At 59.8% G+C, this 19923-nt stretch carries 16 protein-coding genes and 1 tRNA gene; 5 read left to right on the top strand and 12 right to left on the bottom strand.

Going from position 1 to position 19923, the window contains the following annotated elements:
• Positions 1–18: 18 nt before the first annotated feature.
• A complete protein-coding gene (locus tag ACA057_RS28870; protein WP_497344214.1) occupies positions 19–1797 on the top strand; it encodes an acyl-CoA dehydrogenase C-terminal domain-containing protein in 1779 nt (592 codons plus the stop codon).
• 227 nt (positions 1798–2024) lie between these two features.
• Here ACA057_RS28870 and ACA057_RS28865 read toward each other — a convergent pair whose 3' ends face one another.
• Entirely contained in the window at positions 2025–2954 is a 930-nt protein-coding gene (locus tag ACA057_RS28865) for a LysR family transcriptional regulator (RefSeq protein ID WP_497344212.1), read from the bottom strand.
• Positions 2955–3123: 169 nt separating this feature from the next.
• On the opposite strand from ACA057_RS28865, the gene ACA057_RS28860 reads away from it, so the two are divergent.
• Both ACA057_RS28860 and ACA057_RS28855 read left to right on the top strand, forming a co-directional pair.
• Positions 3124–4407: an aspartate aminotransferase family protein gene (locus tag ACA057_RS28860; protein WP_497344210.1), complete on the top strand. Its 1284-nt coding sequence runs from the start codon at positions 3124–3126 to the stop codon at positions 4405–4407.
• Between the two features lie 207 nt (positions 4408–4614).
• Positions 4615–4773, top strand: a complete 159-nt coding sequence (locus tag ACA057_RS28855; protein WP_007904205.1) for a YqaE/Pmp3 family membrane protein — start codon at positions 4615–4617, stop codon at positions 4771–4773.
• Positions 4774–4892: 119 nt separating this feature from the next.
• Here ACA057_RS28855 and ACA057_RS28850 read toward each other — a convergent pair whose 3' ends face one another.
• The 10 genes from ACA057_RS28850 to ACA057_RS28805 form a co-directional block, all read right to left on the bottom strand.
• Positions 4893–6716 (bottom strand): S9 family peptidase, encoded by a 1824-nt coding sequence (locus ACA057_RS28850; RefSeq protein WP_497344208.1) that lies wholly within the window; start codon positions 6714–6716, stop codon positions 4893–4895.
• Positions 6682–7824, bottom strand: coding sequence for a pyrroloquinoline quinone biosynthesis protein PqqE (pqqE, locus tag ACA057_RS28845; RefSeq protein ID WP_161794744.1), 1143 nt, complete (start codon positions 7822–7824; stop codon positions 6682–6684). Before pqqE ends, ACA057_RS28850 begins: the two co-directional genes overlap by 35 nt.
• A gap of 4 nt (positions 7825–7828) precedes the next feature.
• Positions 7829–8104, bottom strand: coding sequence for a pyrroloquinoline quinone biosynthesis peptide chaperone PqqD (gene pqqD, locus ACA057_RS28840; protein ID WP_008024193.1), 276 nt, complete (start codon positions 8102–8104; stop codon positions 7829–7831).
• Positions 8101–8853: a pyrroloquinoline-quinone synthase PqqC gene (pqqC, locus tag ACA057_RS28835; RefSeq protein ID WP_497344206.1), complete on the bottom strand. Its 753-nt coding sequence runs from the start codon at positions 8851–8853 to the stop codon at positions 8101–8103. The genes pqqD and pqqC overlap by 4 nt, the downstream gene beginning before the upstream one ends.
• Before the next feature lie 139 nt (positions 8854–8992).
• Positions 8993–9904, bottom strand: a complete 912-nt coding sequence (gene pqqB / locus ACA057_RS28830) for a pyrroloquinoline quinone biosynthesis protein PqqB (RefSeq protein WP_497344204.1) — start codon at positions 9902–9904, stop codon at positions 8993–8995.
• A gap of 72 nt (positions 9905–9976) precedes the next feature.
• On the bottom strand, positions 9977–10051 hold the full coding sequence (gene pqqA, locus ACA057_RS28825) for a pyrroloquinoline quinone precursor peptide PqqA (RefSeq protein ID WP_009045898.1): 75 nt from the start codon (positions 10049–10051) through the stop codon (positions 9977–9979).
• Between the two features lie 155 nt (positions 10052–10206).
• A complete protein-coding gene (gene pqqF / locus ACA057_RS28820) occupies positions 10207–12630 on the bottom strand; it encodes a pyrroloquinoline quinone biosynthesis protein PqqF (RefSeq protein WP_497344202.1) in 2424 nt (807 codons plus the stop codon).
• A 48-nt stretch (positions 12631–12678) separates the two neighbouring features.
• Complete coding sequence (locus ACA057_RS28815) at positions 12679–13473, bottom strand: carbon-nitrogen hydrolase family protein (protein WP_497344200.1); 795 nt, start codon at positions 13471–13473, stop codon at positions 12679–12681.
• Positions 13474–13485: 12 nt separating this feature from the next.
• Positions 13486–15168 carry a flavin monoamine oxidase family protein gene (locus ACA057_RS28810; protein WP_497344198.1) on the bottom strand — a complete coding sequence of 561 codons (1683 nt, stop codon included), beginning with the start codon at positions 15166–15168 and terminating at the stop codon, positions 13486–13488.
• Positions 15169–15332: 164 nt separating this feature from the next.
• The gene (locus ACA057_RS28805; RefSeq protein ID WP_008067391.1) at positions 15333–15794 is read right to left on the bottom strand and encodes an Lrp/AsnC family transcriptional regulator; all 462 of its coding nucleotides are present in this window, start codon (positions 15792–15794) and stop codon (positions 15333–15335) included.
• Positions 15795–15970: 176 nt separating this feature from the next.
• On the opposite strand from ACA057_RS28805, the gene ACA057_RS28800 reads away from it, so the two are divergent.
• The gene (locus tag ACA057_RS28800) at positions 15971–18325 is read left to right on the top strand and encodes a glucose/quinate/shikimate family membrane-bound PQQ-dependent dehydrogenase (protein ID WP_497344195.1); all 2355 of its coding nucleotides are present in this window, start codon (positions 15971–15973) and stop codon (positions 18323–18325) included.
• Between the two features lie 140 nt (positions 18326–18465).
• Positions 18466–19146 (top strand): zinc metalloprotease, encoded by a 681-nt coding sequence (locus tag ACA057_RS28795; RefSeq protein ID WP_497350048.1) that lies wholly within the window; start codon positions 18466–18468, stop codon positions 19144–19146.
• 685 nt (positions 19147–19831) lie between these two features.
• On the opposite strand, the gene ACA057_RS28790 is transcribed toward ACA057_RS28795, so the two are convergent.
• Positions 19832–19908, bottom strand: a tRNA-Ile gene (locus ACA057_RS28790).
• Positions 19909–19923 lie beyond the last annotated feature (15 nt).

The following is a 19923-nucleotide window of genomic DNA, read 5'->3' as shown; positions in this document are numbered from 1 at the left end:
GATCTTGCGAGGTTTGCCATGGCTGACTACAAAGCGCCCCTGCGCGATATGCGCTTCGTCCTCAATGAAGTTTTCGAGGTCGCCAAACTCTGGGCCGAGCTGCCTGCACTCGCCGAGACCGTCGATGCGGAAACCGTCGAAGCCATTCTCGAAGAGGCCGGCAAGGTCACCAGCAAAAGCATCGCGCCCCTGAGCCGTGCGGCTGACGAAGAAGGTTGCCGTTGGGCGGACGGTGCCGTCACCACGCCGGCAGGTTTCCCACAGGCTTATCAGACTTACGCTGAAGGCGGTTGGGTCGGTGTCGGTGGCGATCCGGCCTACGGCGGCATGGGCATGCCCAAAGCCGTTTCGGCGCAGGTCGAAGAAATGGTCAACTCCGCGAGCCTGTCGTTCGGTCTGTACCCGATGCTGACCGCCGGTGCCTGCCTGTCGATCAACGCCCACGCCAGCGAAGAGCTGAAGGCCGCGTACCTGCCGAACATGTACGCCGGCGTCTGGGCCGGTTCCATGTGCCTGACCGAGCCGCACGCCGGTACCGACCTGGGGATCATCCGCACCAAAGCCGAACCTCAGGCCGACGGTTCCTACAAAGTCAGCGGCACCAAAATCTTCATCACCGGCGGCGAGCACGACCTGACCGAAAACATCATCCACCTGGTGTTGGCCAAACTGCCGGACGCACCGGCGGGGCCGAAAGGCATCTCGCTGTTTTTGGTGCCGAAATTCATGGTCAATGCCGATGGCAGCCTGGGTGCGCGTAACCCGGCGAACTGCGGTTCGATCGAACACAAGATGGGCATCCAGGCGTCCGCGACCTGTGTGATGAACTTCGACGAGGCTGTGGGTTACCTCGTGGGCGAGCCAAACAAAGGCTTGGCCGCGATGTTCACCATGATGAACTACGAGCGCCTGGGTGTGGGTATCCAAGGCCTGGCGACCGGCGAACGCTCTTACCAGAACGCCATCGAATACGCCCGCGACCGCCTGCAAAGCCGTTCGCCAACCGGCGCGCAGAACAAAGACAAAGTCGCCGATCCGATCATTGTCCACCCGGACGTGCGGCGCATGCTGCTGACCATGAAAGCCTCGAACGAAGGCGGTCGTGCCTTCTCGACTTACGTGGCCATGCAACTGGACACCGCCAAGTTCAGCGAAGACGCGACCACACGTAAACGTGCGGAAGACCTGGTGGCTCTGCTGACGCCAGTGGCCAAGGCGTTTCTGACTGACCTGGGGCTGGAAACCACGGTTCACGGCCAGCAGGTGTTCGGCGGCCATGGCTACATCCGTGAATGGGGCCAGGAACAACTGGTGCGCGACGTGCGCATCACCCAGATCTACGAAGGCACCAACGGCATTCAGGCGCTGGACCTTGTAGGGCGCAAGATCGTCGGTACGGGCGGGGCGTTCTACAACCTGTTCGCTGACGAGATTCGTCACTTCACCGCGACCGCCAGCGCCGATCTGGCCGAGTTCACCAAGCCGTTGAACGATGCCGTGACCACCCTCGACGAACTGACCGCATGGTTGCTCGACCGGGCGAAAAGCAATCCGAATGAAATCGGCGCTGCGTCGGTCGAGTATTTGCAGGTTTTCGGTTATGTCGCTTACGCCTATATGTGGGCACTGATGGCCAAAGCCGCCTTCGGTAAAGAAGCGCAGGACGATTTCTACGCGAGCAAGTTGGGTACGGCGCGCTTCTATTTCGCCCGCCTGCTGCCGCGCATTCATTCGTTGGGCGCATCGGTGAAGGCTGGTAGCGAGTCGCTGTTCTTGCTGGATGCAGCGCAGTTCTGACCTCGTAACGTTCTGTAAGCATTCTCTTACATAACGTGCTGCTGTTCTCCCATAGATGCAGATTGGATCCACAGCTAATCTAATTCACATGGACGTCGCGCAGGAAGCGCAAAGCAACAACACGGACACGTAGGATTCTGCCAGGACGGCGGAGTGAAATGGATGTCAGGGAAACAGTCTGCAAAGCCCCGCTTCGGCGGGGTTTTCTTTTGCCCGCAAAAAAGTGTTCAGCTCAGCCCATCGAGGGTTGTTGCGCTGTTCAAGCGCTCATCCGGTCGATTCATCACTTCCTCAAGCAATGTCCGCAATAAGCCCAGCGAGGCTTGTTGACGTTGCACATCGCGACACACCAGCCCGACTTTCAGCGGCACTCGCGGCTCGGTCAGCGGTTTCCACAGCAGCTCCCTATTGCCGTGTGCCTGTTGCGATCGTCCCGGCAACACCGTAGCGAGTCGCGTGTGTGGCAAGCTGTCGAGAATGCCTGCCATGTTGTTCAGTTCGGCCTGCACTTGCGGGCGTCGACCGAGGCTGGCCAGTTGTGCCTGCCAGATCTGCCGCACCTGAAACTCTTCACCCAACAGCAACATCGGCAACTCGGCGGCCTGACTCATGGAGACTTTCTTGAATTCCCGCAGTGGATGGTCCGCCGGGATGACCAGGGTCAGTTCATCTTCGTACAGCAATACGCCGTGCAATCCCGCCTGACGAGGCGGCAGATAGCTGATGCCGATATCCAAAGAGCCATTGAGCAAGCGCCGTTCGATTTCCAGCCCGGTCAATTCGTAGATCTGCACCACCAGATGCGGCTGCGCCTTGCGCACCCGTTCGAGCATCTGGGGCACCAGGCTGCTGTGGACGGTCTGCAAGACACCGATAGCCAGAGTCCGCAGGGCTTGTCCCTTGAAGTTGCCCAAGGCTTCGCGCGCCCGTTGCAAACCATCGAGCAAGGGCAGGGCGTGGTTGTACAACGTGTGGGCTGCCAAGGTCGGCAGTAGTCGCTTGCTGCTGCGTTCGAACAGGCTCACATCGAGGTTCTGTTCGAGATGGCGGATCTGTTGGGACAGCGCCGGTTGGGAAATAGAAAGTCGCTCAGCGGCCCGGCCTACATGGCCCTCTTCGTAGACCGCGACGAAATAGCGCAGTTGCTTGAAATCCATAAGGTGTGCTTATCGAAAATGCTGTGAAATCGAAATGGCTCATCGCCTTTGCTGCGCCTAGTCTAACCGCATTCACAAGGCTTACAGGGCCATAGAGCGCGATGAATACCGTTTACGTCGATGGTGTTTACATAGGTAAGGCAAAAAACCTCACGCGAGGTTTTTTCAGATGAATTTGTTCAACTTGCGTCGCAATCCACCGAGCCTCGATGACTTGGCCGTGGGCATCGCCCTTCCATCCCAAGGCGACAACCTGTCCAGCGAGCACCTGATGCCCAGTGTCGAGCGGCCGAAACAGATGTTCGTACGCGGCCAGGGCTCGTGGTTGTGGGACAGCGATGACCGCGCTTATCTGGATTTTTCCCAAGGTGGAGGGGCGAATAGCCTTGGACATAGCCCTTCGGTACTGGTCAACGCCATCGCGGCGCAGGCTCAGTCGCTGATTAATCCCGGTTTCGGCCTGCACAACCGCGGCATGCTCAATCTTGCCGAGCGACTGTGTACCAGCACCGGCAGTGATCAGGCGTACCTGCTCAACAGCGGCAGCGAAGCCTGTGAAGCGGCGATCAAACTGGCGCGCAAATGGGGTCAACGCTATCGAGGCGGCGCTTCGCGAATCATCGTGGCCAGTCAGGGTTGTCATGGCCGTAGTCTGGGGACGATTTCGGCGTCGGACAGTGCGAACCTGGTCAACCGATTCGAGCCGCAGCTGCCTGGCTTCAGCCATGTACCCTTCAACGACCTTGCGGCGTTGCATGCGGTCGTTGACGCCCGGACCGTAGCCATCATGCTCGAGCCGATTCAAAGCGAGGCCGGAGTGATTCCAGCCACCGAACATTACCTCAGGGGTGTCGAACGCCTGTGCCGTGAACTTGGCATCCTGCTGATCTTTGACGAAGTGCAAACCGGTATTGGCCGCTGCGGCACCTTACTCGCTGAAGAGTCCTACCGCGTTCGGGCAGACATCGTTGTTCTCGGCAAAGGGCTGGGCGGTGGCGTGCCATTGGCGGCGTTGCTGGCGCGGGGCAAGGCCTGCTGTTTCGATGTCGGCGAAATGGCCGGTACACATCATGGCAATGCACTGATGACCGCAGCCGGACTGGCTGTGCTCGACAGCGTGCGAGACAAGGGCTTTCTCGAGCACGTCAGGGAAACCGGTCAGCACCTGCGCGAAGGACTCGAGCGTTTGTCCCACCGCTACGGTCACGGTGAATGGCGCGGGCAAGGGCTGCTCTGCGGACTGACGCTGTCGGACGATTCGGCGGACGCCGTCGTCAAAGCGGCGTTATACGAAGGCTTGTTGCTCAACGCCCCACAACCCGACTGCCTGCGCTTTACCCCGGCCCTCACCGTCAGCAAAGCCAACATCGACGAAATGCTCCTGCGCCTGGCCCGCGCCTTCTCCCGCGTACGCACCGCGCAACTGCAGTGCCGCAAAGGGATTGCCGTCTGATCAGACTCGCCCTACACGAATTCCCGAACCGTCTCGCGGTATAACGCATCGCCCCACGCCTGATTCTTTTGGCGTGGGGCGTTTTTTTGTCTGCGCAATCACGCTGATCCTGATATTCGGCCGAGACTCACACTGAACCCTGACGAACGGTACAGGTCGATTAGTTGTATGGCTCACGCGAGCCAACTTCAAATCAGGAGCTGCCCCATGGACTTTATTCGTATCATCATCGCCATTCTGTTGCCGCCACTGGGTGTGTTTCTGCAAGTCGGTTTCGCCGGGGCGTTCTGGCTGAATATTCTGCTGACGTTGTGCGGTTATATTCCAGGGATCGTGCATGCGGTTTATATCATCGCCAAACGCTGAGTTTTTTGGCGTCAGGTAGATCGCTTTCGCGGGCAAGCCTCGCTCCTACAGATTTGGTGTCGCAGCACGACATGGCACCTGTAGGAGCGAGGCTTGCCCGCGAAGGACGCGCTGCGGTTTCAATCTGTTTGATCCATCACCCGCCGATAAAACAACCACTCCTGCTCCAGCGCATGCGCCTGATTGCCAGCCTTTCGAAAGCCGTGACGCTCGTCGGCGTAGTAATGCGCTTCAACCAGAATCCCGTTGTTATGCAGCGCCGTGACCATGTCCCGGGTCTGTTGCGGTACCACCACGGCATCCAGTTCGCCCTGAAAGAAAATCACCGGAACACTGATATTGCTCGCATGCAGCAACGGCGTTCGTGCGGCGTAGCGTTCGGCGTCCTGCACCGGGTCGCCGATCAGCCAATCCAGGTAATCGCCTTCAAACTTGTGGGTCGCGCGGCCGAGGGCGACGGGGTCGCTGACGCCATAAAGGCTGGCACCGGCGCGGAAGACTTTATGGAACGCCAGCGCACACAGCGTGGTGTAACCGCCGGCACTGCCGCCACGAATGAACGCCTGTTTGCCGTCGACCAAGCCGCGTTCATCGAGATGGGTCACGACCGCGCAAGCATCCTCCACATCGACATCACCCCAACTCAAATGCAGCGCCTGGCGATACGCCCGGCCATAACCACTGCTGCCACGGTAGTTGAGGTCGGCGACGGCAAACCCGCGTTGCGCCCAATACTGGATGCGCGGATCGAGCATCGGATAGCACGCCGATGTCGGGCCGCCGTGGATAAACACCACCAATGGCGGTTTCGCGTCACCGGTCATCGCCGGATAAAAGAAACCGTGAGCCTCACCCGAACCGCTCGGATAGCGCAGGGTTTGCGCAACGCTGATCTTTTCGGCCGGCAACGGTGCAACGCCACCGGCCAGCACCTCGACTTTCCGGGTCTTGCGGTCGATGGCAATAACCGCTGAGGGACTGACCGGCGAAGCGACGATGCAATAAATGAACTGCTCATCGAGGGCGAGATGGCGGAAGCGGCTGTAGTTGCCGGTGAAATCCTCACTGACGCCACCGCAAATACCCAATCGACCAAACCCGCCTTCGGTCCAGCTGGCCAGGTAGGTGTCTTCGCTGAGCGGTATCCAGGTGCTGCCGCCCAACTGCCACGGCGCCGGTCCATGATCGGCGGCAGCACTGGGCAGAGGACTCAACCCATCTGCCGACTCCATCCAGGGCTGCCAGAAACCGCCGCGATCGGTCAGGCAAAACAGACGACCGCTGTCATCGAATCGAGGTTGTTGCAGCGACTCTTCAACATCATTGCCTGCCACGCAACGCGGCAGAGCAAATTTGCCCTCGCTCTGACGTTCGGCAACCATCAAGCGAGTCGCGGTCCATGGCTGATCCGGGCGGCTCCACTCGATCCAGGCCAGTCGACGAGCATTCGGGCTCAGCGTCGGGGCGGCGTAAAAGTCCGCGCCCTCGGCCAGCAAATGACGCGTTCCGTCAGCCACATCGATCGCCACCAGGCGATGCCGATTACGATTTTCCTCAACCGCCAACACCTGACCGTTGGCGAACTGCAGATCCCCGTAACGGCATTCACTGGAAGTCAGCACCTCAGGCGCGCCCGTGAGTGACTGTCGGTACAACTGCTGATCGGCCTCGTTGACGAAAACAATCCCGTCATCGGTCAGGCAAAACGCGCCACCGCCATATTCGTACACGCGACTGCGCACGCTGAATCCCGGCGGTGTCAGGCAAATCGCCTGGCCATCGCGCCAATGCCAGATTCGACACGCGGCGTCCTCGGGACGGTACTCGTTCCAGAACAAGCCATGCCGGCCGGCCTGCAACTCGGCGAAGTCGATCCCGGCCGCGACGGCTTTGGCAGCGCTGAAGGGCTCAGCTTTTAGCGATGAGTCGTGAATTTCGTTCATTGCGAAAGGCCAGTTGTTCGATGGTCTGGGTCGCGTGCTCGGCTTCTTCGCGGGCCTTGAGGATCACGCCGTGATGTTCCGACTTGCTGCACACCGGGTCGGCATTGCTCGCGTCACCCGTGAGCATGAACGCCTGGCAACGGCAGCCGCCAAAGTCCTTTTCTTTCTCGTCGCACGAGCGACACGGCTCGGGCATCCAGTCGTAACCGCGAAAGCGGTTGAAGCCGAACGAGTCGTACCAGATGTGCTGCATGCTGTGATCACGCACGTTGGGAAACTGCACCGGCATCTGTCGGGCGCCGTGACACGGCAGTGCGGTTCCGTCCGGCGTGACCGTCAGAAAAATACTGCCCCAGCCATTCATGCAGGCTTTCGGACGTTCTTCATAATAGTCCGGCGTGACGAAAATCAGCTTGCACGGATGCCCTTCGGCTTCGAGCTTGGCGCGGTATTCGTTGGTGATGCGTTCGGCGCGGACCAGTTGTTCCTTGGTCGGTAACAAACCGACCCGATTGAGCTGCGCCCAACCGTAAAACTGGCAGGTAGCGAGTTCGACGAAGTCCGCCTCAAGGGCGATGCACAGCTCGATGATCCGGTCGATCTTGTCGATGTTGTGCCGGTGGGTGACGAAGTTCAGCACCATCGGATAGCCGTGGGCTTTTACCGCGCGGGCCATCTCCAGCTTCTGCGCGAAGGCTTTTTTCGAGCCGGCCAGCAAGTTGTTCACTTGCTCGTCGCTGGCCTGGAAGCTGATCTGGATATGGTCCAGGCCGGCCTTCTTGAAGTCGCTGATTTTCTGCTCGGTGAGGCCGATGCCGGAGGTGATCAGGTTAGTGTAGAAGCCCAACTTGCGTGCCTCGGCGATCAGCTCTGCAAGGTCCTGGCGCACCAGCGGTTCACCGCCGGAAAAGCCCAGTTGCGCCGCGCCCATCTCCCGCGCTTCGCGAAATACCTTGATCCACTGCTCGGTGCTCAGCTCTTTGCCTTGCTCGGCGAAGTCCAGCGGATTGGAGCAGTACGGGCATTGCAACGGGCAGCGATACGTCAGCTCGGCCAACAACCACAAGGGCAGGCCGATTTCCGGTTTGGGCGGTAACTTGTCTGACACGGAATCAGGCAAGTTCGATCCAGTGCTGAGCACGGGCGACCTCCATGAATTGCTCGATGTCGTCACCGAGCTCGGGCACGCCGGGGAACTGCGCGTCCAGTTCGGCAATGATTGCTGCGACATCGCGTTCGCCGTCAATCAAACCACCGATCAGCGCGGCGCTTTCATTGAGTTTAATCATGCCTTCCGGGTACAGCAGCACATGGCCTTTCTGCGCCGGTTCGTACTGGAAACGGTAGCCGGGACGCCAGGTTGGGGTCTTGCTGCGATCGAAACTCATAAGGTTATTCCTTTGTGCCAGACCCGTTGCTCGGTCACGCTGTGGTACGGCGGGCGATTCAGTTCGTAGGCCATGCTCATGGCATCGAGCATGCTCCAAAGAATGTCCAGTTTGAACTGGAGAATTTCCAGCATGCGCTCCTGGCCTTGCCGCGTCGTGTAGTGCTGCAAGGTGATCGCCAGACCGTGCTCGACATCACGGCGCGCCTGGCCTAGACGCGTGCGGAAATATTCATACCCGGTCGGGTCGATCCACGGGTAATGCTGCGGCCAGCTGTCGAGGCGCGACTGGTGGATCTGCGGCGCGAACAGTTCGGTCAGCGAGCTGCTGGCGGCTTCCTGCCAACTGGCGCGGCGGGCGAAGTTGACGTAGGCGTCCACGGCGAATCGCACGCCGGGCAGCACCAGTTCCTGGGAGCGCAGCTGGTCCGGGTCGAGGCCGACGGCTTGGCCCAAACGCAGCCAGGCTTCGATGCCGCCGTCTTCGCCGGGGGCGCCGTCATGGTCCAGCAAGCGCTGAATCCACTCGCGACGGATCTCGCGGTCCGGGCAATTGGCGAGGATCGCGGCGTCTTTCAGGGGGATGTTCACCTGATAGTAGAACCGGTTGGCGACCCAGCCCTGGATCTGCTCGCGGGTCGCCCGGCCTTCGTACATCGCCACGTGATACGGGTGATAGATGTGGTAGTAGGCGCCCTTGGCGCGCAGGGCGGCCTCGAATTCGGCGGGGGACATTGGAGTGTCAGTCATGTCTGTTCTCCGGGAACAACCATCGGGTTATGGGGTGTCTGGTCGGGCCTTATCGCCAGCAGGCTGGCTCCCACATTGGACTGCGATCAACTGTGGGAGCCAGCCTGCTGGCGATAGGCCGCGCAGCGGTCTGTATGCCTTACAGCACAATACTCATGCCGTCATACGCCACTTCAACCTTACGCCGCGCCAACTCCGCACGCTCCGGCGAATCCTCATCGAGAATCGGGTTGGTGTTGTTGATGTGGATAAGTACTTTGCGCTGCTTGGGCAGTTGTTCCAGCACTTCCAGCATGCCGCCGGGGCCGTTCTGCGCCAGGTGGCCCATTTCCCGGCCAGTGCGGGTGCCGACACCACGGCGTTGCATTTCGTCGTCATCCCACATCGTGCCGTCCACCAACAGGCAATCGCTGCCGGCCATGATTTCCAGCAACGGTGCATCGACCTTGCCCAGGCCCGGCGCGTAGAACAGTTTGCCGCCAGTGTTCACGTCTTCGACGATCAGGCCGATGTTGTCGCCGGGGTGTGGGTCGAAACGGTGCGGCGAGTAGGGCGGCGCCGCGCTGCGTAGCGGCAACGGGGTGAAGCGCAGGCTCGGGCAGGCCGGGATGATGAAGCTGCGGTCGAGCTCGATGCGGTTCCAGTTCAACCCGCCGTTCCAGTGGGTCAGCATGGTGAACAGCGGGAAACCGGTGCTCAGGTCTTCATGGACCATGTCGGTGCACCAGACATGATGCGGGCAACCTTCGCGCAGGCTGAGCAGGCCGGTGGTGTGGTCGATCTGGCTGTCCATCAGGATGATCGCGCTGATGCCGGTATCGCGCAGGGCGCGGCCCGGTTGCATCGGGGTAAAGCTCTGGAGCTGGGCGCGGATGTCCGGCGAGGCGTTGCACAGGATCCAGTTCACGCCGTCATCGGAAATCGCGATGGACGACTGGGTACGGGCCTTGGCCCGCAGGCTGCCATTGCGAAAACCTGCGCAGTTCACACAGTTGCAGTTCCACTGGGGGAAACCACCGCCGGCGGCGGAACCTAGAATCTGGACAAACATGGCAGCTCCATCATTTCAACGCTGAAAACAAAAACGCCTCGGCGAGCCGAGGCGTTGCACTTCGATACAAACTTAGCGGCTTGCGAAGTACATGGTGACTTCAAAGCCGATACGCAGATCGGTGTAAGCAGGTTTGGACCAGGACATGGGAGCGCTCCTTCAGGTGATGGGACAGTTGAGATCTATACATATAGTCCACCTCCAGCCGGAGATGTTCAGATAGTTAGGTGGCTATGTTACTCAAAATTACAGAGTGTTTGGCCGCCATTCTCGGAAAAAGCTAATTGCGCCACCGGTAATGATCATTTTGCCGCTTGCCAAGGCGCGCTCGGGCAAGGCCCGCTGGCCAGACAGCGCCAGCCGCCTTCGGCATCGTTCAATCGCTGTACGGCGGCGTGTAGCGCAGGGCGGTCGATGGCCAGGATCGCCAAGGGCAGTTGCGTCAGATAATCCGACGAGTGGCCCGCCAGTTTGCCCTGCCAGAGCAGTTCCGCGGCCTGCGCGTTGGGCAGTGCGGCGCTATCGAATTGATCGGCCAGTGCCTGGCGCTGGTCGATGAAGGATGCGTCATCGATGCTGTCGATCAGGCCGGGTAAACCATTGAGGAACTGTTCGATGTGTTCCAGCAGGTCCAGCGGTGCGACGCTAGGTGACTGCACGCCGAACAGCAACCCGGTCTGCCCATGAATCTGCCGCAGGGCGCTGAACACGGCATAACCGAGTTGCAGTTCCACCCGCAGACGCTGGTAAAACGGCGTCTGGCAGAGGTGAGCGAGCAAACGCCAGGCCGCTTCATCGGCGATGTCCTGCGTGGCAGTCGGGCAGAAGAGCAGCAGCGCATGTTCGCTGGAATGGGTGTCGACGGTGCTCCAGAGATGCTGTGAGCGGATCGATGCAGGCGGCGTCAATTGACTGTCCACTGTGCCGGGCACACGACTCAAGGCAAGACCCATAGCCGCTTGCGTCTGGGCCGATAGACCCATCGCCAGGCCATCCCAGCGTGCGCTCGACCAGAGTGGCTGCCAGTCGTCCGAGTCCGAAGTGTGCGCCAGGCACTGATCAGGCAGCGCCTTGAGCAGCTGTCGAATCGGCATCAACGCCGGGACTTCCGGTGGGGAATCAATGACAGGTTTTGTCAGCTCTTTCAGTACATGTTCGAGGACGGTGGGCATGGGTTCCTGTAGACCGGTCATTTTCAGCAACCATTCATTGCCCGATGCACTGAAGGAAAAGTCGACACCCGCCTGACGCGCGTCTTCGCGCAACGACTGCAGGTGATTTTCCACACTGGCTTGAAGGCTGGTGCGAGGCGCGGAGTGCAGGCGCCAGCGCAAATAAACGGCACCTTCTGCGGTGTTATCCGGCAACGCCTGACTGAATTGCATCGGCGAGCGTTCGCGACGATTGCGCGACCGATCCTGAGCAAAGGTCCGCAGGCCACGGTGGGCGCTGGTCTGGCCGCGAATCAGGCCGGCATTTGCAGTCGGAGTCTCTTCACGCAAAAACGGATTGGGTGTCGGCAGTTGCCATGGGCCGCTGAAGTTATCCACAGCGCCGATTTGTTTCAGGATTTCCTTGAGGGCGGTAATGCCTTGTTCGGTTAACCCTATCTCACGTTGTTCGCTGTCCAGTCGGGCCAGTGGCAAGGCGCCGCTGACGTGCTGCTGGCGCTGGAGCAGGGCGGCGTATTCGTCGCGCAATTCGGCCCAGTCTTGCTGGGCGGAAAAGAAGCCAAGCCAATCGAGAAGCTGTTCGCGGATACCCGTTTGCGGCGCGTTGGCCGGCAGTGTGAATTCGATGTGCAACAGAGCTTGCCCGGCGAACTGATACAGCGGCGCGGCTTTCAGGTTGTCAGCCAGCCCTTGCGCGCGCAATTGCGCCAGCAACCCACCGGGCTTCGCGGCGTTCAGCCAATGGCACAGGAACGCCAGCGCCTCGGGCGATGAATCCGGCAGTGCTTCGAAGGCGAACAGCACATCCAGTCGACGCTCGCCGGCCTGTTGATAACTGTTGTCCGAAGAATCCATCAGGGCCGTAGGCGCGTGTTGCGGGGTTTTTTCTCCTACAGGAATCACCGCGCCAAAACTCAGGGCCAAGGCCTTCAATTCGTCGAGACTTTGCGGCCCGGTCAGGCTCAAAGTCATCTGCCCAGTCTGATAAAACCGCTGATAGAAATCCTGCAACGCTTGCTGAAACTCGGGATGTGGCACCGGCAGGCTGTAGCGATTACCGGCATGAAACGCCCGCAACGGGTGAGCAGCCGAGAGCCCGTCGAACAGCGCGAATTGCTGTTGAGCGGCCGCATCGCGGGACCATGCGACAAATTCTGCGTGCAGCACCTCCCGTTCCCGCCGCTGATCGTCCCGATTCATACGCGGATGAGCGAGCATGTCTGACAGACGCTCCAGCCCACCGCTGAACGCTTGAGGCGGCAGTTCGAAAAAGAAGTCCGTGGTGCGCTCACTGGTTCGCGCGTTCACTTGTCCGCCATGCCCTTGGACGTAGGCCATCAGCCCTTGTCCCGCAGGAAAGCGCTCCGTCCCGAGAAACAGCAGATGTTCAAGAAAGTGTGCCAGTCCGGGCCAGGCCAGCGGCACGTCATGGCTGCCAGCCGCAACCCGCAACGCCGCCGCGCAGCGCTTCAAATCGGGTGCATGACGCAGCGTCACCCGCAGGCCGTTGGCCAGGGTTTCAGTGAGGGGGCGAGGGTGATTCAGCGCAGGCATGAGCACTTCCAGGACAGAGAAGCGCTAATGCTAGCGGATAACGGTGGATCAGCGCTTGTTCAGCGCACCATAGAGCTCGGGGCGACGATCGACCAAGTAGCGATTGGCGGCACGGGAATTGACCATCAACTGACGATCCAGCTCGCCGACAATCAGCGCTTCATCAAGACCGGCCTGGGCGATGCGACTGCCATCCGGTGCGGCGATGCTGCTCTGGCCGCAATACTGGATCTCGCCTTCGTGCCCGCAATAGTTGGCGTAGGCCACGTAGCACTGGTTTTCGAAGGCCCGGGCGCGGACGGTGATGTCGGCGACGAAATCGAAGGGAATCATGTTCGCCGTCGGCACCAGGATCAGCTCGGCACCGGCCAGGGCCAGGCGCCGCGCGTTTTCCGGGAACTCCAGGTCGTAGCAGATCAGGAAACCGAGCTTCCAGCCGTTCAGCTCAACCAGCGGAAGCTCATCTGACCCGGCGCTGAACATCGAGTGATCGAGGTCGCCAAACAGATGAGTCTTGCGGTAGTTGCACAGGCGCTCGCCGTTGGCGTCGATCAATTGCACAGCGTTGTAGATCTGACCGTCCTCGGTGCGCTCGGGGTAGCCATACAGAATGGCGATCCCCGTCGTCTTGGCGATGCGCGCGATCTGTTGCGCCGACTCACCGTTGTGCACCTCCGCCAGCACACTGACGGCGTCGACGCCGATGTTGTAGCCGGTCAGGAACATCTCCGGCAGCACCAGCAGATCCGCACCCTTGGCCTCCAGCGCCAGTTGATGCAGGCGTTGTAGATTGCCTGCGACATCCAGGGGCAGCGGTGGACATTGGTAAAGGGCTACGCGCATTTCGGATTCCTCTTACTCGGGCAGGGCGATCGGACCGATCTCGTTGAACACATCTCCTGGACCCGGGTTCTCGGCGTGAGTTTCACCGCCGAAGTGTTTCATGATGCCCCACACAGCGTTAAGCGAAGTCTGCACCGCGCCTTCAACCCAGGCTGGCGTCCACGAAACGTCGTCGCCCGCAATGAAAATACCGCGCTGCTCGGCTGGCATGTCGGCCTGCATGAAGTGCGCGTACATGCGCTGGTTGTAGCGGTAATGGCCGGGCAGGGCGCCTTTGAAGGCGCCGAGGAAGTGCGGATCGGCTTCCCACGAAACGGTGATCGGGTCGCCGATGATTCGTGCGGCAATGTCGACTTTCGGGTAGATCTTCTTCAATGCATCCAGTGCCAGTTTCACGCGTTTTTCCACCGGGTGCGGAAGCATTTTCAACGCGTCGCTCATCCACGAGTACGACAGGCAAATCACGCCGGGTTTGTCGTCGCCGTTGTCGAACAGGTAGGTGCCACGGGTCAGGCGATCGGTGAGGGTCATGCTCATCAGGTCACGGCCGGTTTCCGGATCCTTGTCCTTCCAGAATGGCCGGTCGACCATCACGAAGGTTTTCGACGATTGCATGTAGCGGGTGCGGTCGAGGGCCATCCACATCTTTTGCGAGAACAGGGTTTCGTCGCATTCGATCTGGGTGGTCAACAGCCAGCTCTGGCAAGTGGTCAGCACCGCTGCGTATTCGCGGGTGTCGCCGTAGTTGTCGGTGACAGTAAAACGGCCGTTAGCGGCGTGCGCGATTTTCTTCACGCCGGAACGTGGCGCGCCCCGGTGCAACGAACTGAGGCTGGTGCCTTCGGGCCAGTGCACGCAACGTTCCGGCACATGCCGCCAGATGCCCAGCGGCACTTGTTCGACGCCGCCGACCACCAAGTGCTGGTGATCGTCGCAGTTGGTCATCACCACGCGGAAGATTTCCAGCATCGAGTTCGGGAAGTCCGAGTCCCAGCCGCCGGTACCGAAACCGACCTGGCCGAACACTTCGCGGTGATGGAACGACAACTTCGCAAAGGCTTTGGAGGTGGCGACAAAGTCGTAGAACGTGCGGTCGTCCCACAGCGGAACCAGAGTGTTCCACAGCTCTTTCAGGCGAGGCACGTCGCGGTCACGAATGGCTTGCTGGATATCGGAAAACTGCGAGCCCGCTTCCAATGCATCCGCCCAGGCGTCAGCCACTTCATGGAACAGTGCAGGAAGATCCGCCAGTTTTTGTGCGTAATGGGTTTTGCCTTCCAGGTCGATCACCGTGCTGCCCGATGCAGGGGTCAGCGGGTTCGGGAAAGGTTTGGTCTCGAGGCCGAGTTTGTCGACGTAGTGATAGAACGCGGTGGAGGACACCGGGAAGCGCATGCCGCCCAGTTCCGCAATGATACCTTCGGCGCCGTTGAACGCCTGGGAGCGCAAACGACCACCCATTTTCGAGGCTTCGTAGACGACGGGTTTGAGGCCCAGTTTCATCAACTCATATGCAGCCACTAAACCGGCGATGCCAGCACCGACAATCGCGACCTCGGCACCGTGATTGTGCTCTGGAATGCTGCCCAGGCCGGCCGGGTGCTCGATCCAGTCGTCGAAGGCGAACGGAAAGTCCGGACCGAAAATGGTGACTGGCTTCTTACCGTCTGCAGGATGGCGATTGTTCTTGTTCATGGCTGACCTTGCTGGCGACCCGACGCGGAATGCGCATCTGAGTATAGGAAAAGATGCCAGCCATTCTAGAGAGCGTAGAACACGTTAATAAGACGCAATGTGTCGTCGTTTTGCAGGTTTAATGATCAATATGACGATCTTTAACTACATACTGATCAATGTGGTCAAACCGGCTGCCCCCGATCAATCTTGCTGCTCAAGATGATCGACGTCGTCGTCTTCTCCACCCCATCCACACTGCCAATCTGATCCAGCAACTGATCCAGCTGTTCCGGCGAGTCAGTCCGCAACCACGCCACATAATCAAATTCGCCACTCACCGCACACAGCTGCTGCACCTGGGCCATTGCACTGAGCCGGCGCAACACTTCCTTGCCGGACCGCGGTTGCACCGTAATCCCGACGTACGCCTGCAACCCGCCATCCACCACTCGCTGGCCTAAACGCACGCCATAACCGGTGATCACCCGAGCCTTTTCCAGGCGCGCCAGGCGCGATGTAACGGTGGTCCGGGCAATGCCCAGCTGCCGAGCCAGCATGGCCACGCTCTCGCGGGCATTGATCTGCAAGGCCGCGATCAATTGGCGGTCGATTTCGTCAAGAACGGGCGGGCGAGTGTCAGGCAAAGCGGCAACTCCAGCGGCACACATCAATGGGCAAGCATGTTACAGGCACATCCCGCGCAGTGGATGTTTGATCTGGCCTTACGACCGTTCATGCCATTTTTGGCTGCGACAATTTGCCATAAGTAACTAGCTGGTACATTATTCCGCGCTTGTCACAAATGGGGAAAATTTCCGACATGAACACTTCTGGGGCTGCCAGCGGCGGCAAATGGTTGCTGATAGGGCTGGGTGTCCTGATCGCATTAATCGGACTCGGCCTGGCCGGAGGCGGTGGATATCTGGTCTCGCTCGGCGGCAGCGGGTACTTCCTGCTGATGGGCCTGGCGATGCTGGTGTCCGGGCTGATGATCGCCCGCTGCAAACCACAGGGGGCCTGGCTGTATGGCCTGGCACTGATCCTGACGGCAATCTGGGCGGTGTGGGACAGCGGTTTCGAATACTGGCCGCTGGTTTCGCGCGTACTGACGTTTGCCGTGATCGGCCTGGTTGTCGCGCTGATCTATCCAACGCTCGTGCGTGCATCGGGCGCGACGGCGGGCCGGGGAGCTTATGGCTTGGCCGGCATTCTGGGCGTCGGCGTTGTCGCAACGATGGCTTACATGTTCGTGCCCACTCATGTGGTCAAGGCCAGCAGCGAACCCGCGGTCACGCCGGTTGCGCCCGGCACCGAACAGAAAGACTGGTCCCATTGGGGCAACACCCCCTTCGGCAATCGTTTTGCCTCGCTGGACCAGATCAACAAGGGCAACATCGACAAATTGCAGGTGGCCTGGACCTTCCGCACCGGCGACATCCCGCAAAGCACCGGCGCCGGTGCCGAAGACCAGAACACGCCGCTGCAAATCGGCGACACGGTCTACACTTGCACGGCGTACGGCAAAGTCTTCGCCCTCGACGCCGACACTGGCGCTCAGCGTTGGAAGTTTGATCCGCAAGGCACTGCACCTAACTGGCAGCGCTGCCGTGGCCTGGGTTACTCCGAAACCCCGGCGACTTCGGATAACTCGCCATCAGCCTGTACGAAACGTCTGTTTCTGCCGACCGGTGATGCCCGTCTGATTGCAATCAATGCTGAAACCGGTAAGCCATGCGAGGAATTCGGCAACAAAGGCACCGTCGATCTGACAACTGACATGGGCGAAGTGAAGCCCGGTTACTACCAGCAAACCTCGACCCCATTGGTTGCGGATGACGTGGTGATCGTCGGTGGCCGCGTGGCCGACAACTACTCAACCGGAGAACCACCAGGCGTGGTTCGTGCGTACGATGTGCGCAGCGGTGAACTGGTCTGGGCGTGGGATCCGGGTAACCCGAACACCAGCAAACGCCCGCCAGTGGGTGAGACGTATACCCGTGGTACGCCTAACGTTTGGTCGGCCATGTCCTACGACGCCAAACTCGGTCTGGTGTACCTGCCGACCGGCAACGCCACCCCGGACTTCTTCGGCGGCCAGCGTACGGAGTTCGATGACAAGTGGAGCTCGTCCATCGTCGCCATCGACGTAAAGACCGGTCAGGTGCGTTGGCACTTCCAGACCACTCACCACGACCTGTGGGACTTCGACCTGCCAGCCCAGCCGCTGCTGTACGACGTACCTGACGACAAGGGCGGCCTGCAGCCAGCCTTGGCGCAAGTGACCAAGCAGGGCGAGATCTTCCTGCTCAACCGCGAAACCGGTGTGCCGATCGCCCGCGTCGAAGAGCGCCCGGTGCCTCAAGGCAATGTGCCCGGCGAACGCTACTCGCCGACCCAGCCGTTCTCGGTGGACATGCCGTCAATCGGCAACAAGACCCTGACCGAATCGGACATGTGGGGCGCCACGCCGTTCGATCAGTTGATGTGCCGCATCCAGTTCAAAGGCATGCGCCACGAAGGCGTCTACACCCCGCCCGGCATGGACCGCGCCCTGCAATTCCCGGGTTCGCTGGGCGGCATGAACTGGGGCAGCGTCTCGGTGGACCCGAACACGCATTACATGTTCGTCAACGACATGCGCCTGGGCCTGGCCAACTACATGATCCCGCGTGACAAGATCGGCGCCGGGGCCAGCGGTATCGAAATGGGCGTCGTACCACAGGAAGGCACACCGTTCGGCGCCATGCGCGAACGCTTCCTCTCGGCGGCCGGCATTCCGTGCCAGAAACCGCCGTTCGGCACTATGTCGGCTATCGACCTCAAGACCCATAAACTGATGTGGCAAGTGCCGGTCGGCACCGTGCAGGACACCGGCCCGCTGGGCATCCGCATGCACCTGCCGATCCCGATTGGCATGCCGACACTGGGCGCATCCCTGGCGACACAGTCGGGCTTGTTGTTCTTCGCCGGTACCCAGGATTTCTACCTGCGTGCTTTCGATACGGGCAACGGCAATGAGATCTGGAAGGCTCGTTTGCCGGTGGGGAGTCAGTCGGGTCCGATGACTTACGTTTCGCCGAAAACCGGCAAGCAGTACATCCTGCTGACGGTGGGTGGCGCGCGTCAGTCGACGGACCGTGGGGACTACGTCATTGCGTACGCCTTGCCCAAGTAAAGGCTGAATCGCAGGTACGAAAAGCCGCGTAATTGCGCGGCTTTTTTGGCTGAGCGCAACGCCATCAACGGGATCACGCGATGGACAGCAAATGGTCACTCGTAGTCGAATGCGAAATCGAAGCATGCGAGACGATGAACATGACCAAGAAGCTGCCTCCCGCTATACGGGACCATGCAGTGCAGATTGCCCATCACGAAATGGGGCACTATGTCATCGCCCGAGCGCTGGGGTTTGCAACGGGCGGCGTGACCCTGACAGTGACCATGGACTTAAGGCATCACGGGGGCGCTTCCATCATCTTGGCGCGACCCATTTCGTCGATAGAGGCGATGAAGGAGCATTTGGAGGCCCGAATGATGGTCCTCTTAGCTGGCGCTATGGCGCAGACGTTATCTTCAAAAAACTCCACAAAAAAACATGTCGATAAGTCCAAAGCGGCAGCCATCCTGAATGGAGAGTTGGGTGCAGAACAGGACTACGCAAAAATAAGAGAGTTACGGCACTTGCTGCGCAACATCGCCTACCCCGATACGGATCCAGCCTCGTCTGGGCGCATTGCAGCGGAGCTGAAAGAGATTACTGATCGCGTGTGGCTGCGAACTCAGACAATCGTGGAGGCTTTGGCCGATACGATTGCCGAACTGGCAGGAGCGCTGGTAGACGGCATGGTTATCGTGGAGCAGTGGGGTAGGGCGGCGGATACGTATGAGGCTATGTTGACGGGTGAAATGCTTGAGCGGCTGCGTTTGGTGCAGGCTATTCCAACGTTGAGAGTTCGGACTGACAGCTGCAGTGATAACGGTCAGCACAGGGAATAACGATGGACCAAGGAATTACTTGCTCACAACCATAGCGTCTTGCACCAGTGGCAGTAGTGCATCGGTTGCCGCTAACAGTTCAGCCAGACAGGGCTGTGTTATGAGCATCCTTCAAGCGGTCGGTTGCTGACCTGAGCAGCCCTTCACATTCTTTACGATCTGGCGGTTCAGCTTTGAGGTTGCCGCTGCGCACGAGGTTTTCCAGGCTGTCGTTACTGCCCATTGGATGCCTTTTCAGGATGACGGCCGATCAAATCGATTTTGTCCTGCTGCTCAACCCGCACTACAAAGCTGTTGCCGGCTGCTTTCTTGGCCTGCCAGTCGGCCAGGCTGTACAGCGTCGGGTTGATGGTGCGGCCAAGGTAAAGAGAGCATCGCTAAGCGGGATAGCAGGCATGGTTAGATCTATAGGTCCCAAAAAGGGAGCGTTAGGTCCCTTTTTGGGAATTTTCAAGCCTGCTGTGTTTAGGCGCTGTTCGATTGGTCTTCTCCCTTCGCTTAATGGTCAGCAATATCCAAAGAGTATCCCGTCGAAGAAAAGCCCAACAAGGCATCAAAGTGCCCAAACGTAAGTTTCGGAGATTGCCTACAACGTCTTCGGACGTCACCCGATTTAGGGGTGCGCGAAGCAACCTGGATTAAACGTCAGGCACGAAAAAGCCGCGCATTGCGCGGCTTTCTTGTTTGGTGGGCCCACACGGACTTGAACCGTGGACCAAAGGATTATGAGTCCTCTGCTCTAACCAACTGAGCTATAGGCCCTCAGTAGGCCGCGGA

The organism is Pseudomonas sp. LBUM1661 (genome assembly GCF_059695925.1).
The sequence above is the reverse complement of the archived record's forward strand: the minus strand, read 5'-3'. Positions and strand labels throughout refer to the sequence as shown.

Bases quoted from the DNA above. Each gene is read 5' to 3' on its own strand.
- ACA057_RS28855 (WP_007904205.1), top strand. From the start codon at position 4,615: ATGGACTTTATTCGTATCATCATCGCCATTCTGTTGCCGCCACTGGGT.
- ACA057_RS28870 (WP_497344214.1), top strand. From the start codon at position 19: ATGGCTGACTACAAAGCGCCCCTGCGCGATATGCGCTTCGTCCTCAAT.
- pqqD (WP_008024193.1), bottom strand. From the start codon at position 8,104: ATGAGTTTCGATCGCAGCAAGACCCCAACCTGGCGTCCCGGCTACCGT.
- ACA057_RS28800 (WP_497344195.1), top strand. From the start codon at position 15,971: ATGAACACTTCTGGGGCTGCCAGCGGCGGCAAATGGTTGCTGATAGGG.
- ACA057_RS28865 (WP_497344212.1), bottom strand. From the start codon at position 2,954: ATGGATTTCAAGCAACTGCGCTATTTCGTCGCGGTCTACGAAGAGGGC.
- ACA057_RS28795 (WP_497350048.1), top strand. From the start codon at position 18,466: ATGACCAAGAAGCTGCCTCCCGCTATACGGGACCATGCAGTGCAGATT.
- ACA057_RS28810 (WP_497344198.1), bottom strand. From the start codon at position 15,168: ATGAACAAGAACAATCGCCATCCTGCAGACGGTAAGAAGCCAGTCACC.
- pqqF (WP_497344202.1), bottom strand. From the start codon at position 12,630: ATGCCTGCGCTGAATCACCCTCGCCCCCTCACTGAAACCCTGGCCAAC.
- ACA057_RS28850 (WP_497344208.1), bottom strand. From the start codon at position 6,716: ATGAACGAAATTCACGACTCATCGCTAAAAGCTGAGCCCTTCAGCGCT.
- pqqB (WP_497344204.1), bottom strand. From the start codon at position 9,904: ATGTTTGTCCAGATTCTAGGTTCCGCCGCCGGCGGTGGTTTCCCCCAG.
- pqqC (WP_497344206.1), bottom strand. From the start codon at position 8,853: ATGACTGACACTCCAATGTCCCCCGCCGAATTCGAGGCCGCCCTGCGC.
- ACA057_RS28860 (WP_497344210.1), top strand. From the start codon at position 3,124: ATGAATTTGTTCAACTTGCGTCGCAATCCACCGAGCCTCGATGACTTG.
- ACA057_RS28815 (WP_497344200.1), bottom strand. From the start codon at position 13,473: ATGCGCGTAGCCCTTTACCAATGTCCACCGCTGCCCCTGGATGTCGCA.